Genomic DNA, 16,718 nt, shown 5'->3' with positions numbered 1-16,718 from the left:
CTAGACAGTCAATCCGGTCCAGCTGCAGCTGCCACCAGCCGAGGATATCTGTTAGCAGTTCGGACTCTGCTGCCCTTACACCGACATCTCCATTGATGAAGGGAGCTATGGCTTTCCGGCTGCCTATGGCAGGTGAGAATATCGGGAAGTCGCACTCTGTCCCTGTTAGAAGACTTCCTGGATTCAGGCCATGGTCCGAAAAGAGGTCGACCCTTGCTTCGAGTTCCTTCCGTGGAATACCGCCATGCAAGTGCGCGCGAACATTCTGAGGTTCGGGATCCGGAGCCTGTGTCGACATACTGAGGAATGTGGAGGTTGTCTTCGTGTGCTTCCAGCTCGTCACGACCGACAACTCGGGCAAAGCCTGGGATATCTGCAAAAGCCCGAAATGCAGATACGATCTTTTCAAGATTTTCCGGCTCGAGATAGTTCTGAGCGCGTCCCTCCCGGTAGTCCTTGTCAGCATTTATGAAAAGCACCTTGTTACGTCTGCTACTTGCTTTCGCCCCCTTCGGACGAAGAACAAGAATGCATGCTGGAATGCCCGTTCCGTAGAAGAGTTGTGGGCCGAGGCCGATGACCGCCTCGATGACATCGTCGTCAAGAAAGCCCGTTCGAATCTTCGCCTCCTCACCAGCTCGAAATAAGACCCCATGCGGCATGACAGTCGTCACCATGCCACCCGGCCGCGTTACGGCCAACATGTGTTGGACAAACATCAAATCGGCCTTCTTCCCCTTTTCTGGCGTGTAGCCGTACTTGAAGCGTTCCGGGAACGGGATGCTCGCCCTGCTGTAGTTCATGGAGAAAGGTGGATTTGTGATCACCCTGTCGAATCTCTGCAATTCTCCGCCGCTGACGTGAGCGGGATCCTCAAGTGTTCCGTCGTCTGTGTTCCGGATGTCGGCGTCAGGGACCCCATGGAGAAGCAAGTTCATTTTTGAAATCGCCCAGACACTTCCATCTTTCTCTTGGCCAGCGAGCGAGAGGTTTCTGTGGTCGCCGCCAGCCTCCTCGACGTACTCTCTGGCGAGGATAAGCATTCCGCCCGAGCCGCTAGCTGGATCGTAGACGCTCATCCCACGCTTTGGATCCGCAATACGGACGAGGAGTCGAACAACATCCCGGGGCGTGTAAAACTCTCCGCCCTTCTTGCCCGCTGAGTCGGCAAAGTCGCGGATCAAATACTCGTAAGCCGCTCCGAGCAGGTCGGGAAATTCAAAGTCCTGTTGCCTGAGCGCCACTTTGTTGAAATGCATAATGAGGTCGCGAAGCTTCGCATTGGACATGGAAGACTGTCCGACCTTGCGAGTGAAATCGATGTGCTGAAGCACGCCCTCCAACGCACGGTTCTCATGTTCGAGCGCCTCAAGCGCCTTATTGAGGCCCGATCCAACTGCATCTCGGAGGTCATCGCGGATCGCCGTCCAGCGGGACCGTTCTGGCACGAAGAATGATTTGTAAAAGGTATTGGTTTCGGCGCGTCTTTGAGCCTCCTCCGGAGTTCGTCCCCTCTTCAACTGCTCGGAGACAACCTGTTGCCTCTCAACGTCGAACTCATCAGATGCATATTTCAGAAACAGCATACCGAAGATGTATTCCTTGTAAGCGGAAGCCTCCATCGAACCACGGAGGATGTCTGCCGCGGCGAAAAGGTGCCTTTCAAGTTGAGGAAGGGTCAAACGTGCCATCTGGTGGTGCTCCTCAGGTTCGACGGAAATAGCTGACTGGCGCGTGATCCACGTCAACCTGTCACACAACTCTATCGACGACCTCAGACAGCGATGATCGAATCAACTTCTTTGAGGACCGCCCTAATGTCGCCATTGGAAAGCGCATCGACAAAGAAAATCTTGCCGCCGATCTTGTTCAAAGAGGTGCCCATGATGATGCCACGCTCACGGTCCGCTATCCAGAATCGGTCATGAAAGTCCTCTGAGTAAGTCACTTCAATGCCAAGGAAAGGATTCTTCTGATTGAGCTTTTCTTTCACAAGGAGGGCCACGGCGTCCGCACTGTTCTTTTGCGAGACAATTACCCGAAGTATCGATGCGCGAGTGAGAAGCGGGTTCAGGACCCGAGCTACTACGTCGCTGTATTCATCCGCGTCCTTGGCCCTTGAGGATGTGAACAGAAAAGGGTCTGTGACGATAAGTTCATTCGCCGGTGCGAGAAGGGAGAGGCGTTCTGCAATGAATCGTTCCGCTGTCTTGGGACTGGCAAGCGGCGAAATATCTTCCTGGAATCGCACCTGGTCCATGAAGTAACTCGGACCGTGCGTGGCGAGCCTACCTTTGATCTCCTCAATGGAAAGGCCAGGGTCTACCATCAACATTCGTTGCCCTGACTCGTGTGCGATACCGGCGATCTTAACGATGTCCTCGACATCGAGTTCAGGATCGAACCTAAAGTAGGTTCGCCGGCTGTCAGCGCTCAAGGGCATCGTATCGGCCTGCGTTCCAGAATCTGATCCATCATTTCCGTTCACCTCTGTTGGTTCGTGCATAAATCTCCGCGAATAGGCGAATACGTCCGACATCATCGACGCTGAGTCCTCTTTCGGCACGGGTACCGATCAGGAGTGTGTCTTCGCCGCCAAAGGCCATGTCCATGCTGCGGCGTTGGGCCGTCCAGGGACGGACTTCCGGCTCTCCGAGCAAGTCGTCAACCATGACGAATCGCGTCTCCTTGGTGTAACGGTTGACAGCTTCCGTCTTGATCCAGATGCCCTGCCATATGAGGTCGCCCTGCCGTGTTCCAACCGTGGCCACAGGCCAAGGTCCGCCATGCAGTCCCACCGCGGGTATCAGAAAGTTGGCTGCGTCATCCCAAGTGGTGCACCACACTGGTTGCACCAGCCCCTCGTCGATCAACTTGTTCAGTGCAGCGACCGCAGCGGGGTTCACCCAAGCATACGAAGGATATGGCGGCGGAGTTACAAGTTCCACTCGCTCCAGAAGTGGCCACACCGCGCCGAGGTAGACCGGCGTCGCGCAAAGGCCGCCATCGACATCGACGAACAGTGTTACAGGCGCGCCGTTCTGGCCAGGGCTGCTCGAGTCGTCCATTCGCTGGGAGCTCACCACTCAACAGTCCATTCTTTTCGAGCCTTCTCGAGCAAGTCCTCGGGACCGTGCAGATGTTCAATGGGCAGATCTCCGCCAAAGTACCCGGAAGGCGAGCAAAGCCAGATAACGAGCTCTTCATTCACCCAGTTCAATTGGCTCGCGAGTTGGATGAGGTCGGTGATGACCGGTTCGATGAGTCCAGATTCAGCTTGAAACTGGAACTCCGGGTATGCCCACTCACCTCCACGTTTGAAGGCGAGAAGGCGACCTTCAGCTCGCATCCGAGCAAGCTCGTCCTCGTCGCCTTTGGCGAGATGGAGCACATTCAATACGTCAATGACGTTGAGTAGACCCCATTTCGACTCAATTTGTCGCCAAAGAGTTTCCGCCTGCACTATGCCTTCCTCCTTCACCCGCGACCGGTCAGCGTCTGTCATGAAGCCTTTCGCCGGCTAAGTGCGCCGGGGAGAACCGTTTGGAAGTCACTATGTCCCATGGAGACGATACTGACACTCAACATGCTGCGACTACTCCCGTGACGAGAAGGTGGTCGAGCACTCGCGAGATCGAATTCCGACTGTTGTCAGTGCAGCGGCTCCTAGTCGGGGTATTTCAACAAAGGATCCTCCAGGAATTCTAGAAAAGAAATCCCTTCCTCTGTGATGTTGTGCCATTTTGTAGTGCGAGTCACCTGTTTTGCAATGGGACTGCCAAACCGCGCAGGAGGCCCTCCCTGTTCATAGACCTCGTTTTCGGTAATGACGAACACAAGGCCGTCGTTGATCAAAGCTCGAAAACACCCCGGCACTTCAGCCGTCTGCCCGCGTGCAGCAAGGTGACGTTGAACCAGCGTTTGCGCGTCTCCTAAGGCTTCTGTCCGACCCGCCATGAGCGTTTGAATAGCACGCAACACGACGATGTGACCCACCTCATAACGTGAAATGAGTTGAAGAAACACGTCAGCCCTCGGGCGCGCTTCTACCAGGACGTACCCATTCAGAAGAGCATTTCTGAGAAGCTTTCGTTTGTCGTCGCTAGAAGTTTCCTGGGCAGCTCGGAAGCTGCGATGCAGGGCGGCCATAAACTCTTCCGAGCTCAAAACTTCGTCGGGCACGAATGAGTCGAATTGCTGCATCAGGGTCGCAATGTCCGCTTGAATGGCCGTCATGATTCGGTCGTTGCGTTGTTGAATCGGCATGTTGAATAGTCGATTCGTCACCACGGCTGCCGGACCGCCGAAGACTGGCACGACAGACACTGCTGCCTCAACAATTGTTCCAGCTAGGCTCCACGCCTTGGCTTTCTCTGGGGTGGCGCTCATGTGCGAACTCTAGCTCCCGCTTCGCTAAATAGCCGGATTTGGCGTCGGCAGCGGTCCCCCCACCGGCTGTCGAGTAAGAGGCTGTCTTGCCCTACTTGCAACGGCGTCCAAACCTAAGCCCGCAGGTCCTCACGAAGGGACACGGCTAGGGCTTCGTGCTCTGTGCGACCCGTGCGGTTATCGATGCGCTCGAATGGCAATTTCAGTAGGAGGCCTCCCTGGTATGCAAGCCCAAGCTGGAAATCGCCCGGCCATAGGTCGAACGAATCGGAGCCTGAAGACTTGTTCGGTGGCGGCAATCGTGACGCTCACCAGGTCGCTTCGACGCCTAATCTCCACCTGATGAGTGGCCTCGGATTCGGAGTCCCCGGTACCACCGGCAACTTTGGCATGAACAAGGAAGCTCTTGGTGAAGATTACTAGCTCGGCATCAAGCCTTTCGTCTTCGCGCGTTAGGCGACCGCTGACGTACTCCACCGACTCCTTGTCGACTGCCAGAACTAAGGCAGTCAGAAGTCGTCCCACCCAGAACGGCTGACGGTGGTTCGCCTCGCTTCGCCATCCGGGCTCAAGCAAAATGCGGTTATTCATCTGTGACGCCACTTCGCGGAGTTCAACGGGTATCGACAAGGGATGCGCCTTTCGTTACGCCCGCTCTATGGGGGGCTGCCTTGAACCTATCGACGACCGCCGACATTCGAGAAGCCACTGCAACTCCACAAAAATACTGGCGCACTGCCTCATATCGGAGACCACACAACCAAAGCTCTCCTCAAGTACCCCGCCACAACCAAGGCCCGTTGCGAGATGCGGACTAGCCAACCTACGGATTGAGTGGCTTCCCCAGAATCCGTTCTATGCGAGCCCGTAATTCGGAGTCCAACTTTCCTTGCCGTTCCCTCTGTCGTTGATTACTCAGCCACGTTGAGAGTGAGGACTCCGCGAATTGCGTGGCACTCAACGAAGCCCGCGACGGCGACTTCGGTCGGCGCGGCGGGCGCCCCTCGCGTGTAATAAACGCCGCGAGTTCTTCGACTCTCGCATTCAGCTTGTGAGCGACTGGTTCCCATTCCCACCCTGGAACGTTCTCCAGTTGCGCTTGCCGCTCGGCCGACGGAGGGTTGCGAGTACCGTTCCCGCGCCGGAGCGCCCTTTGTTCGCCTGCCCACACTGCAAGCCTAACTTCGCGCGGATCGGCTGACGGTGTCGTCGGCACTTTCTTGTGCTCGAGAAAGAATGTCCCAAAATCCTGGACATTTGCGTTCCACGCATCGGGCCCAGGTGACCAAGCGAAGCCGGGGATTGCCTCCAAGGCCGCTTCCTGCTCCGGCGAAAGCCCACTACGCCGTCTTCGCTGACCTGCCGCGAAGTTTGCCAGGCGTAGCGTCTCCGTGTCCTGTAGGACGCGGTCGTTCTTCTTCGGCATATGGCCATTGACGCTCACGTATTCTGCAAGATCCTGCAGATTCTGATCCCAAGATGCGCTTCTCATGTTTTACCCCCACGGTGAATCTACAGCGCCGCTGGCACAGCTATCGTCAAGGCAACTCGCACTTTCGAAGTCGTCTCTCCTAACACCCGCGCACGATTGCTCGCTTGAAGCGCACGCGCTCTGGCCTCTCCGTCGAAGCACACGCAACGAGGCTAGAGGCCAAAGGCCCTGCCCGAACTTGACTGGGCGCCCTTGCGGTCAATCCAGTACAGCTAGTCGTTGCCGTATTCAGACTCGAATTCGATGTCGTCGTCCGAACCCTCAACTTCAAATGACTGTGGTAGCTCTGTGAGGTTGATAAAGTCGGCCCCATCTAGGACAAGGCGACAGTTATTACAGCTGAAATACTCAGATGCAATCTCCAGCCAAACGTAAATTTGGTAGATCGGATCGCCGTCGCGGTCCACATCGATGAACGGATCAGTCTCCCATCGGCTTTTCAGCGCCTCCTCCCCCTCCACCGTGCCTTGTGCGGCGCATGCCGGGCACGTGGCCGGTTCACTGTGAGATAACCCCAAAGTGAGTGAGCGGGGATCGTTGAGCTCCTTTGCGATCCGTGCGGATACGTTCCCTGACTTCTTCCGACCGGAGGAATGCTTATTTAGCCATCCTCGCCTACATTGCTCGGTGGTAGCAGCTCCCTCGCTTCCACGCCCAGGGCAGACGCGATGCGCGCAAACGTCCGAAGTGAAGGATTCGCAGCCGACCCATTCCCCATGCCTTGCTCAATGCGTTGAAAATGAGTACGGCTTATGCCGCTTTCCGCTGCAGCCCTATCTTGTGACAAGCCCTTGCGTTCTCGCGCGGCCCGAACTCGGTGGCCTATGGCTCTGGCGTAAAGTGCCCACGCGTCTTCATCGGAAACACGAGGAATAGGCACCAATCAACACTGGCCGTGGAATTACAACCCGTGGCAACATATATGTGGCAAACTTTTGTAGTGCCTACAGCACGAATTGGCTCACAGATCTCCAGGCAGCATGGAATGTCAGGGGTTTCAATGGCTCAACGCATTCAAGCGATCATCGCGCACGCTTCTGACCGTGCCGTCGTGTGGCTGCCTGAGCTCGACGAGGTCGCAATCGTGCCCGAGGGCGCGAAGCCTGAATGCTTCGCGTCCGAACTCGTCGCTTTCCTTTTGCAGGTGAACGTCGGCATCGTCCGCCTATCGGTACGGACTTTTGGTGAACCCACTCGACTCGAACCGAACCTTGACGACGCAGCTCGGGCTCAGCAGGGGCTGCGGGGCGGATTCCATTGGGAGGCACTAGTCAGTGAGATTGCGGATCCCGCTGACTGGGGCATGGTGAGAGACCTCGCAAGGGCTCACGCGGGGGTGTTGAACGGTGCGAGCGGGGGTTACTTCCCAATTTGGGATGGGCTCGAGCAATCTGTCCGGGACGAGTATTACGCGGTTGCATACGCCTGGGTCATGGCCTTCAAAGGCCTCACGAACAGGGACACGCACGCTGCGCGTCCCCAAGTACTGGATCCAGCCAGCAGGACTGAGGGCGCCAAATTTAAGACCCCTCAGTCACCCGGGCTCGGCCTCAACGAGACGTGCGTTGGCATCGCCAACTTTTAACGACGAGCGGCTTTGGCGCTGGCAAACCTAGAACCGTCCTAGGGAATCAGGTCCAATCAATTCCCAGAGTGGGGGTACTCAAGGCGCGCATTCAATCTTTCGAGGGCCCGTCCGAAAGTCATACTCAGGATGTGCGCTCACAAATTGGCGCGCATTAGGGGCATAAATGCGTCACCAAGCACCGTTTTCTGCAAGAAACGGCTCTCGCGCCGTGCCTCAAGTTGCACGGCGCGCAACGGCCACGAGGGATAGGGATGCATCCGCCCTAACGCCCGTCTTGGACGCAAAACACGAGATCGTCAAGAAGGCGGGAGCGGTCGTTTTGGTTGCATCGGTACTTTCGGCAGCCTGTTACGGCCTAGAGATATCGCTGGCAACGCAAACCCCAGCCGTCATCGGAATCGACCCGAGCGCCGCACTCGTCGCCGTCTCTGCACTTGCAGCAGTAATTGTCGGCCTCGTGTTGGCGGAGAAGCCAACTATTCTCCGCTCCGAGGGTCCGGGCAATCGCTCAATTGATCGCCCAGGACAAGCCGAAATGTCAACACGGACGCAAGGATCCGTGTTGATCATCTCTGAAACCCTTCTAGTGGTGTCGATATTTACTGCCTTCATTGGAATCGGAGCGCTCGTCAATGCGGTGCAGGCCACTACTAAGCCAAACGAGGCGTCATTTCAAGCCCTGGAAATGGCATCAATAGTTGCAGGTATCGCTTGGGTCTTCGTCCTCTTGGCGTCCGCGAGCACGAAATCACCTGCAGAAGTCATGGCACTTGCAACGGTGGAAAGAGAACGATTCGACGTGGGAGCTAGGCATCGGCAATCATGGCAGTCCACGTGGATTAGCTCGGAGGGCGGCAGCTCGAACCCGCGCACGTTGAACGATGCGAGCCTCAAATGGATTCAGAAGGAGACAGGTGCACCCGCCCGACGTTTAGCGTGGGTCATCACATTTGTTGTCTTCGCGCTGTTCTACGCATCGTGCATGTTTTCGGCCGTGACAGGAAGCCTCCCGACCGAGGTTAATGCGTTGATTCGAATTTTAGTCACGGCTCCCTTGGTGGACGCTGCACTATTCGCAATCGGATCAAGAATCGTTTGGTCCGCTATGGAACGTGCCTTGGTCGCAGCCCGGAACGGTCAGCGAGGTAGTCGCGCCAAATGGCTTTCAATTAGTGTCGGCTGCCTTCTCTCTCTGTCGATAGTCCCTGCTCTCGCATTCGGTTTCTGGGCAGCTGCCGTCGTCCAGAGCGCAATACTGGTCAGCGCCTGGTCCATACAGTTGAGGTCTCCCTTGACAATACTCAAGACCGAAATCGGACAATTGCCGTCCCTCCGCAACAGTGTTGCTGGCCTAGCGGCTTTGAACTCTGCTGCCAAAGCCGAAATTCGAGATTTTCCACTTCCAACTGAACCTGCACCTGAACGCACCTCTCACTTTTCCGGTCGCTTTCAGCGACTGGGTCCGGTTCCGACGCGCACGGCTCGATGGCTTCCGCGTGGAGCTCATTCTCGTTACGCCCGTGCGCGGCACACCAGGCCGAGCTGATCCTTACCGCCGCCCCGACTTAGTCCTTAAGAGGAAAGCCACACAAGTCCGCAACTCGGGCAACACCAGTAGGGGGCGGCGACCGTTCCCGCGAAGACCGCGGGAACGAGGCATCGCTGGCAGTTGGGTTTCGCCCACAAGAAGTCCGATTCCATCGTCGGCACCATATTCGATTTCGGAATGTTCGGCAATGGTTCATGGCTCCGCCGCCACAACCCGACTAGGGAAGCAGCTTGTTTGATTCTCTACTCGATGCAGAGTCGACCCCATCGACCCTCGAGTCGCTACGGTTGAAGATTGGTGAAAGGAACGCAGTGGTCTCGAATAGTAATCAACTGCCAAGCATTTGGAAGCAACGACGCGACACACTAGCGAGATCGTCCGCTGCAAGACACACCGGCACAATCGTGCAGCTGGAGTCCTTCTCTGCAGACGCGGATTCCGCTCTCGTGCGCGGTGACCTTAGCGGACCGCAATGGTCGCAGCTGAAATTTAGTTCCGCTTCATTGCTAATCAACCTCGGCAGCGACCGCGCCAACCGCCCTGCAGTCGAGAGCGGCATTCAATGCGCTCGAGACGCGCTACTCAGGGATCTTTACCCCGAGATACGTGAACAACTTGAGTACAACATTGCAAACGGGCTCTCCGCCCTGCATGAAATGGATCTAGCGGTTTGGCGCGCAACCTCCGCATCGCAACCCCAGGGACTTTTCGCGATCAGGGACCGTGAAAGTCTGAGGACGACGCGGGCACTGTACGCGTCAGTCGGGTATTCGGGGACGAACCACGACACCCGCGGACGCGCGTTGTGCAATCTTGCCAACATGCTTGACCATTCCGGCCGGTGGTTAGAGGCCTACCAGGTATTTGTAGAGGCCTTGGAGGCAGATCCGACAAATGGGAATGCGGCGGGCAACGCCGCAGAACTTCTGCGAACTCGCAGCGCTCGCGGCCGTGGTCTGGGCGGACACTACGCGGCCGTCTACGACAATTATCGACTGCAAGCGCAACGCCACCGGTCTCGTACTGTCGAAGTCGCCGGCGAAAACGTGGCCCGTCGCTGGGACGCGCTTCCGCCCTCCGGCAGCACTGGCCATACCTCCCATGATGGTGACCCGCTGGATCAATATCAGCAGTGGATCAAACGACACCGTTTGGCCCTGACCATGGCCGTCGAGGGGCTGGGCTCAGATGACCCACACTGGGACAGCGCAATGGTCGAATCAGTAACCGTGGGCATCGGGGAGCCAGATCCACCGACGATCTTTATGTCAATGAACGTCCTCAAAGCGGAGTACTTGGTTGCGCGACGGCTCGCTTACGAAGGCGAGCGGTTGCTGGCAGAGTCCCTTTACGCACAGCATCCCACGGACTCTGGAACATACGCGAATACCTTGGACCTCTCCATCTATGGTGAACCCTCCGCTCAGCTCATCCTCGCGCAACGCGCCACCTTGACTTGCTCGACAAGATAGCAGTCGCTGCGAACGACCATTTCAAATCTGGCATCCCACCGCAGCGGGTTAACTTCAACAGCTACTGGCGGAAGCCCGGCGAGGATCAGCTAAGAGACGGACTGCCACTTCCAGTCCGACTCACAAGCGGCGCCGTTGCCTTGGCTGAAGTCGCGTTCGACATGGACCCAGCGGGTCTTTATCCTGACGCCAAGGCACTTCGAAATGCCGGCACGCACCGGCTTGTACACGTAACGCATCACGCTCCGACTGGAATCACCGCTCTAGCCCACAGTAGCGTCGACGCCGATTCGCTTATCGAGGCCACCCACCAGTCTCTTCGGGTAGCACGCGCTTCCTACATCTATCTGATCGATCTGCTTCAGGACCAGGAAGACGCAATCCCTGACGAGGACAAGCAACTTCGTCTCCCCCTACCGAACCAGCGCTAGTGCGTACCCCACGACCGCACGCCGCCTTCGCTCAGTAGCCTGGAAAGCCCTGGTTGGCACCCGCGGATTCAACGTGCAAATTGATGGCAACGGCTCGTCTCGGCGCTCAACCTCTGGAGGGTCATCGATCCCGTCTCGAGTTGAATGGAATAATCGAGTTTGGTTCTCGATGCGCTGCAGTCAGCTGTCGATTTTCGGTTGCCAGCAGGTTGTTTAGACGTAGGAGGGCATCACGCTCCTGTGTAGCAACCTGCAGCTGCCGTCTGGCAGCTTCGAGTCGAGCTTCCACTCCCTTCAGTTGCTGCCTCAGCTTGACTTCGCTCTCTGGAACCTTGCCTTGAGCTCTTACTCGGGCATAAAACTCGTCGCGAAGGTCGGTGTGTTTATGCGTTAAATAATGGCGCTTGAGACCGGCCTCTTCGGCGAGGCTGACGATGGTGAGCGCTCCGTCGGAGCGGATCGGGTCACCTGCCAATAGACGTTCCATCGCAGCGCGAATGAGCTGTCGTTCTGACGTGCTCATTCTCGAAAGACTCTTTCGTCTTCGTGCCGTTTAACGACCGACAACATATTCTCGGAATGTGATCGCAACCGATTCGAGATCGGTTCAGGTAGGAGGCCCGAGTCCGCCTGCTCGGCGAGATTCAATGCTTCCTTCCGCATCGAATTGGCCTGTTCGTCCGTTCGACTGATGTTCATGCAGCCGGCCTTGCACCGCTCGAGACTCGGAGCGGTGGCCTGGCTCTCAGTATTTAGGCAGAGAGCTTGTCTGGCAAGGAAATTGCAGGACAAATAGGCGGCTTCATTTTCGTACACCGTGAGGCGTGGGTTTTGAAGCAAAGCCACTGCCTGTCGTCGATTAACTACAGCACCGGAGTACATCTCAGACGCTTCACGTGCCGCCGATAGAAACCGGTTCGCCGCTGGTCCTGACACGCCTGAGCCGTGCTCTATATCCTCGTTGGCGCTCATGAGGCGTGCCGCAATGGATCGTGCACTCTCGAAGTCGATAAGCGTCTGGATACCGTCCCGCGCCCGTCCCGCGTATCCCTCCGAAATCGCGGTGTGCAGATGACCGTACTGGATTGCCAGAGCGATCAGCCCGCCAGGTTGATTCGCTATAAACCAGGCCAGGGTTCGGCGGAATCGAGACGGCACAATTCGACCATATTTGTCGCGCGGTATTTCAGGTCCCACGTTCGCACCATGGAGATTTACCCAGTTGATAAACGTCTCGACACGATCTGAGGCAGTTTGGTAAGCGAGCGAACGACCGGATCCCTGGGCATGACGGCTGGGGAAAAGCAGTTTTCCAGGATGTAAGTCCTCCAGCACTTTGACGGCTTCGATTACCGGCGTCACGGCCACCCAAGGAGTTCTCGCTATGCCATTCGATTCGTGCCGTCCGGCGCTATCACGCGAGTTCTTATAGGTGCGCCCGGCAAGATACGCCCAGCCGGCATGATCTCCTTCCTGCAGCGAGCCACTTTCCAGCGTCAGGACCTCACCTGGTCTCATGCCGGTTAGATAACAGACCACGATGTAGCACGCCGATTCAAGACAGTTAATTAGTTGTCCCGCTTCCATTTTCGTCGCAGGAGGTCTGAACACTTCACCCGTGTAAGCGCTCCGAATTGGTTCGCCTGACCGTGCAGGAGCATGGTTCTGCTCCGTATATGTGCGCACGTCCGGGGACTTCGCCCAAATCCAAACTGCCTCGGTCGTGGTACCCGTTGCCAAGGCTATGACAGCGGCATCCACCTTTATCGTCGAGTACTGGTCCTGGATCGGTACTGGCGCTGCTCTCGCTTTCAGACTCCGGAAATACTCGGCCAAACGCTCCCGCTGGACCAGGTGCGGCAGAACTCGGACTTTGTCCGCCTGTGCTCGCGATATTTCGAGTTCAACCTTTAGCCGCAAAATGTCCGGGCTAAACTCTCGAACAAATCGCAACGCCCAATGCAAAAGAGGGCCCATCGTCTCGGCTGAGATCGGCTCAGTAACGTTCTCCCCTTTGCCCACGCCATCCGCGGGGAGATAGTCATCAGGTCGTATCAACCACGGTGGCGGATCACGAGGTGCGACTGGCAGACCGCATTCACCGAGGAGCCAAAGGCGGGTAATGGCTAGGAAATGATTAATCGCTGTGTTTCTCGCGACACGTCGGTCATCCCGCAAGTATCTGGCATATTCGCCCATCATCTTTGCGGTCACGTTCGCGAAGTCGGATTCGCCCTTGAGATCGAGCCAACGGGCGAAGACCCTGAGGTCGCTGATGCTGTGATAAACACGCAAAGCGCCAAGGGTTGGTCGCATCGCCGCGGCATGTCTTCGTAAGTGGCTAGCCGGGACTGGCAGATTTATGTAGCCCCATGCTGCTAACCGGGATTGCTCACGGAGACTGTCTGGGAACGATGACCAAACAACGACCACTCTCGGCATGGCCGGATTCGCGCTCAAGAATGCCATCGGCCACCGCTCATCCGAGAATCGAGGAATGGGCTCGCCCATTTGATTCTTCACAGTTTCACCAAATGCAATCGGATCCTCTGCACTCGGAATTATCGTTCCCAATGGAATGGATTCAGGACTGGTCACAATTCGAGCCGGCCTCTCAGTAAGTGATTTACCACTGCCGCGTCCAGAGCACTGACAGAGGCAAGCGCGTCCTTCCACTCTGCATCCGTGCAGAACTGAGTTCGAACGTGCTCGAGCCTGTTGAAATGCTGCAGCCACTGCGTCTGCCAGGTTGCGCTATCAAGCACATTGCGTAGCTCCCTGAGTGCTTGATGCAGATACGCGATCCGTCCTCTGTGCTTCGGCATGATGATCGCATTTGGACATGCAAGGCACAGGAGGAATGAAGCCCTACAGGCCACACCTGCTTCTTCAAAAGGGCTGTGAGTGTCGTCCGTGCAAGCGGCCGTAACAGTGTCGCGACCACGCTCTTCGTTCCGTTTTGTGATTGTCGCTAGAACTGCATGTTCCGCATCCGTGATCGCGGCGTTCACCCCGGCAGCGATTACGCCTGCCCACAGCTTCTGCGCATCACGGTCAGGCGAGACATAAACTCGATCATGAGTTGCTTGAGTGTTCTGATTGGGCCCACGGATACTCCTGGTGTTGACCGCCTTGCGTATCCGCCGAAAGTTTAAGGCCAAGCCGGTGGCGTCCTTGAAGGCACGCTGATTTGTACGTGAAATGCCGAAACGGACAACTGAAGCCCTATCAGACGGCGTTAAGACGCGGTTTACGCGAGAAATAATCAGACGGTCAGAATGGACTCCAAGTGAGTCAAGAAATTCGCGAGCCGGTGTCGTTGCAGCGGCAGCACGAGATAGTAGCCGACCGAGGGACTTCGCATCTGGCGACTCAATGTTTCGCGTTTCGTAAACGTCCGGGCGACTTCGCCGACGCTTCACCAGTGTGACACGGTGGATAACCCGGTCACTAGCTGTGCTTACTCGTTCAGGGACGTTAAGCTCGGAAATTGTCGTCATGTTCCATCCAGAACACTCGGCAATCAAGAAGGCTAGGGCTGCTGCTTCACCTACGTCGAGGAATAGTCTCTTCCATGTGTGATCGCAGTCTTCCCCACCGAGGGCTCGCACGTATCGGTACTGCACGTTTCGAACGTTCTTGCTGTCAAAGATCACCGGGACATCGCCGGATCGCCCAATCGACTCGAGTGCGTCGGCGAGCAATTTATCGTTTTGATTGGTCCATTTATGGCCAGACCGATGCATATTCAGGATCTTGGCATTCATCTCAATCCGCTGTTCTGCTGCTCGGAATATTTCGCGAGCAGCGCGCGACCGAGCATTCAAGTCGAAATCTGAGTACGACTGCTCGACCGCCACGTCTTTAATCGAGCGTTCGGAGAGTAAATCTCTGAGTGAATCCGCAATTTCAGCGCAGTCGATGAGTACCGAACGTAAAACGCGAGCATAACGTCGCCCACCCGTGTTGTCCGGAAGAGAAAGACACCAGGCACGCCACATCGTCGATGTGACGTCGGACAGCCCACCCTGTGCGAGCTCCTGGTCCGCTAGAAACGTTGCAAACGACTTCATGGATTCCCAGCCCTGTTTGCTCGTCAACAAGCTTCTCCATTGCCCTGTCGGACGAACCTTTCTTGCCATAATGGCCGCGAGGTCGAGAGCTAACGCCGAGCTGTCCGCGAGTGCTGAAAAATCGTAGACTCGGGATTTGGCATCATTCTCCGAGGTGTGCGTTACTACCAAGCCGTTTTCCGAAATAACGAGCGGTCGAATGTGGGGCGTTTCCGGAAGCGTGGCCCGCACTCCACGAGTCATCATCGGTCGACGTCCTGGACTCGGCCTGACAGGAGAGCTATCGCAGACAAGAATTCGGCCCCGTCTTCAAGCTCGCCTTCGAGGATGATCCGAATCTGAAGGTCGGTCACTGGGGCCAGGTAGATGTGACGAGTTGTCTCGCTCGAAGCGTGGCCAAGAAGATTCTGAACCAATCGCCAAGGATCACCGTAGAGCAGCTGAAAATCTCGACGATCAGACGGGCTCAACCCGAAACGACTATCCATCGAACTCATTAGAGCAACAAGCATGTACAGCGCAAATGTATGACGCAGCATGTGAGGAGTGGCGAATGGCGCACTATCCCCGAGGAGCAGTCGGCAACGCGCGGTCGCCGCCATGAAAATGTTTTCCCAGGAGTGGCTCTTCATGGGCCGCCCGTCTTCCGAAAGCCAGAGTGCACACGGTTCTAAGCCACGATCTGTCGGCACGTAAAGCGAGGCTCTAACTCGGGGCGAAATCCGGTCGAGGGGCGCCGCATATGACACCAAGTCGGGACCAATCCACTTCACGAAAGTGCCGCGCGAATTCTCCTTCACAAATTCGACGACTCGCCTATCCTCGTCTGCTTCATAGGTTCCGAGCTCTTGCGCGCGCCGCACGATCCCGGCTCTCGTCGAGTCCATGTAAGTCTGAATCGAATTCAGCGTCTCGCTACGCATGTTGAATGCGCGCGGCCGACGAGATTTTGATGTGGCGCTGGCGAGCCGTCCCCACTGGTAACGCCGGCCTGATTCCACCTTGGGTAGCTCGATGCAAAGCAATGCCGCACCCTCAGATCGTCTGAGCCCACTATCAAAGAGTAAGTCCGCATAGGCGGCGTTTCTATCTGAACTCCGTCCACGCCAAGACGAATCTTCCAAACCAACACCCGTGTAGCCGCGCAACCCCACGTCCCGCCAAAGTCGAAATGCTGCGGGTGTGAGCCATTTCACATTCGCGCTGCGAACATCCTTTGTCGTCGCTTCGAGCACTTCGATAACATCTCCCGACCGGGTAACCACGGACCGAGTCGTCAACGGATGGTTTTAAAACAAGCTCACTCGAGAGCGCCCAGTCGAATAGCCGTTTGAAAGCCGCCAGCTCACGCATCCATTTGGATCCACCAATCGTGTGAGGATTTGTCGGGGCCCGCCGCCTCCAATCCTCGAAATCTTCAAGATCATCGGTTGTCGCTTGAGTCCATGTCTTCCCACGCCCCCACAAGAAGTCGAAAAGCACCCGGTAGTCGTTTGTATACGAGATCTGGGTGGTCTCTGCGAGGCGACCGAATGTAGCACTAACGAAGAATTCCGTCAGAAGCGGATCCACCTTCAGCGTTGGATCGCTCATGTACGCCGACCCCGGCGAAATGCCGACAGCATTCTCCCTGGCCGCGATCAATGCTTGCGAAGCATCTCCTTGAGAGCTCCTTGGAACCCAGTTCACTCGCCAACCAGACATGTAGCCTCCTCGCAACAGCG

General features: G+C 56.6%; 13 protein-coding genes and 2 pseudogenes. 2 read left to right on the top strand and 13 right to left on the bottom strand.

What is annotated here, in order from left to right:
• Positions 1 to 8: 8 nt before the first annotated feature.
• The 8 genes from KIV56_RS00975 to KIV56_RS20095 form a co-directional block, all read right to left on the bottom strand.
• Positions 9 to 1,691 (bottom strand): type I restriction-modification system subunit M, encoded by a 1,683-nt coding sequence (locus tag KIV56_RS00975; protein WP_281534815.1) that lies wholly within the window; start codon positions 1,689 to 1,691, stop codon positions 9 to 11.
• A gap of 83 nt (positions 1,692 to 1,774) precedes the next feature.
• The gene (locus tag KIV56_RS00970) at positions 1,775 to 2,488 is read right to left on the bottom strand and encodes a hypothetical protein (RefSeq protein WP_281534814.1); all 714 of its coding nucleotides are present in this window, start codon (positions 2,486 to 2,488) and stop codon (positions 1,775 to 1,777) included.
• Positions 2,475 to 3,086, bottom strand: a complete 612-nt coding sequence (locus KIV56_RS00965) for a hypothetical protein (protein WP_281534813.1) — start codon at positions 3,084 to 3,086, stop codon at positions 2,475 to 2,477. The genes KIV56_RS00970 and KIV56_RS00965 overlap by 14 nt, the downstream gene beginning before the upstream one ends.
• Positions 3,080 to 3,505: a hypothetical protein gene (locus KIV56_RS00960; RefSeq protein ID WP_281534812.1), complete on the bottom strand. Its 426-nt coding sequence runs from the start codon at positions 3,503 to 3,505 to the stop codon at positions 3,080 to 3,082. The genes KIV56_RS00965 and KIV56_RS00960 overlap by 7 nt, the downstream gene beginning before the upstream one ends.
• Positions 3,506 to 3,666: 161 nt before the next feature.
• Positions 3,667 to 4,389, bottom strand: coding sequence for a hypothetical protein (locus tag KIV56_RS00955; protein ID WP_281534811.1), 723 nt, complete (start codon positions 4,387 to 4,389; stop codon positions 3,667 to 3,669).
• Positions 4,390 to 5,212: 823 nt separating this feature from the next.
• Positions 5,213 to 5,881, bottom strand: coding sequence for a Helicase associated domain protein (locus KIV56_RS20100; protein ID WP_432432588.1), 669 nt, complete (start codon positions 5,879 to 5,881; stop codon positions 5,213 to 5,215).
• A 212-nt stretch (positions 5,882 to 6,093) separates the two neighbouring features.
• A complete protein-coding gene (locus KIV56_RS00950; RefSeq protein ID WP_281534810.1) occupies positions 6,094 to 6,342 on the bottom strand; it encodes a hypothetical protein in 249 nt (82 codons plus the stop codon).
• 140 nt (positions 6,343 to 6,482) lie between these two features.
• Positions 6,483 to 6,761 (bottom strand): helix-turn-helix domain-containing protein, encoded by a 279-nt coding sequence (locus tag KIV56_RS20095; RefSeq protein WP_432432587.1) that lies wholly within the window; start codon positions 6,759 to 6,761, stop codon positions 6,483 to 6,485.
• A 982-nt stretch (positions 6,762 to 7,743) separates the two neighbouring features.
• Here KIV56_RS20095 and KIV56_RS00945 point away from each other — a divergent pair.
• Together KIV56_RS00945 and KIV56_RS00940 are read left to right on the top strand one after the other, a co-directional pair.
• Entirely contained in the window at positions 7,744 to 9,015 is a 1,272-nt protein-coding gene (locus tag KIV56_RS00945; protein ID WP_281534809.1) for a hypothetical protein, read from the top strand.
• 659 nt (positions 9,016 to 9,674) lie between these two features.
• Positions 9,675 to 10,921 (top strand): annotated as a pseudogene (locus KIV56_RS00940) (LA2681 family HEPN domain-containing protein).
• Between the two features lie 121 nt (positions 10,922 to 11,042).
• On the opposite strand, the gene KIV56_RS00935 reads toward KIV56_RS00940, so the two are convergent.
• The 5 genes and pseudogenes from KIV56_RS00935 to KIV56_RS20090 form a co-directional block, all read right to left on the bottom strand.
• Positions 11,043 to 11,444 (bottom strand): hypothetical protein, encoded by a 402-nt coding sequence (locus KIV56_RS00935; protein ID WP_281534807.1) that lies wholly within the window; start codon positions 11,442 to 11,444, stop codon positions 11,043 to 11,045.
• Positions 11,441 to 13,519 carry a hypothetical protein gene (locus KIV56_RS00930; RefSeq protein ID WP_281534806.1) on the bottom strand — a complete coding sequence of 693 codons (2,079 nt, stop codon included), beginning with the start codon at positions 13,517 to 13,519 and terminating at the stop codon, positions 11,441 to 11,443. The genes KIV56_RS00935 and KIV56_RS00930 overlap by 4 nt, the downstream gene beginning before the upstream one ends.
• Positions 13,516 to 15,225, bottom strand: a complete 1,710-nt coding sequence (locus KIV56_RS00925; RefSeq protein ID WP_281534805.1) for a hypothetical protein — start codon at positions 15,223 to 15,225, stop codon at positions 13,516 to 13,518. The genes KIV56_RS00930 and KIV56_RS00925 overlap by 4 nt, the downstream gene beginning before the upstream one ends.
• A gap of 11 nt (positions 15,226 to 15,236) precedes the next feature.
• Positions 15,237 to 16,259, bottom strand: a complete 1,023-nt coding sequence (locus tag KIV56_RS00920; protein ID WP_281534804.1) for a tyrosine-type recombinase/integrase — start codon at positions 16,257 to 16,259, stop codon at positions 15,237 to 15,239.
• A 52-nt stretch (positions 16,260 to 16,311) separates the two neighbouring features.
• Positions 16,312 to 16,587, bottom strand: a pseudogene (locus KIV56_RS20090) (site-specific integrase); the annotation flags it as partial.
• Positions 16,588 to 16,718: the final 131 nt, after the last annotated feature.

This window comes from Cryobacterium breve, assembly GCF_027594785.1.
Lineage (GTDB): Bacteria > Actinomycetota > Actinomycetes > Actinomycetales > Microbacteriaceae > Cryobacterium > Cryobacterium breve_A.
This window is presented reverse-complemented; position numbering and strand designations above follow the sequence as displayed.

Excerpts from the sequence above, each read along its gene's own strand:
- KIV56_RS00975 (WP_281534815.1), bottom strand. The coding sequence starts at position 1,691 with ATGGCACGTTTGACCCTTCCTCAACTTGAAAGGCACCTTTTCGCCGCG.
- KIV56_RS00935 (WP_281534807.1), bottom strand. The coding sequence starts at position 11,444 with ATGAGCACGTCAGAACGACAGCTCATTCGCGCTGCGATGGAACGTCTA.
- KIV56_RS00960 (WP_281534812.1), bottom strand. The coding sequence starts at position 3,505 with ATGACAGACGCTGACCGGTCGCGGGTGAAGGAGGAAGGCATAGTGCAG.
- KIV56_RS20100 (WP_432432588.1), bottom strand. The coding sequence starts at position 5,881 with ATGAGAAGCGCATCTTGGGATCAGAATCTGCAGGATCTTGCAGAATAC.
- KIV56_RS00955 (WP_281534811.1), bottom strand. The coding sequence starts at position 4,389 with ATGAGCGCCACCCCAGAGAAAGCCAAGGCGTGGAGCCTAGCTGGAACA.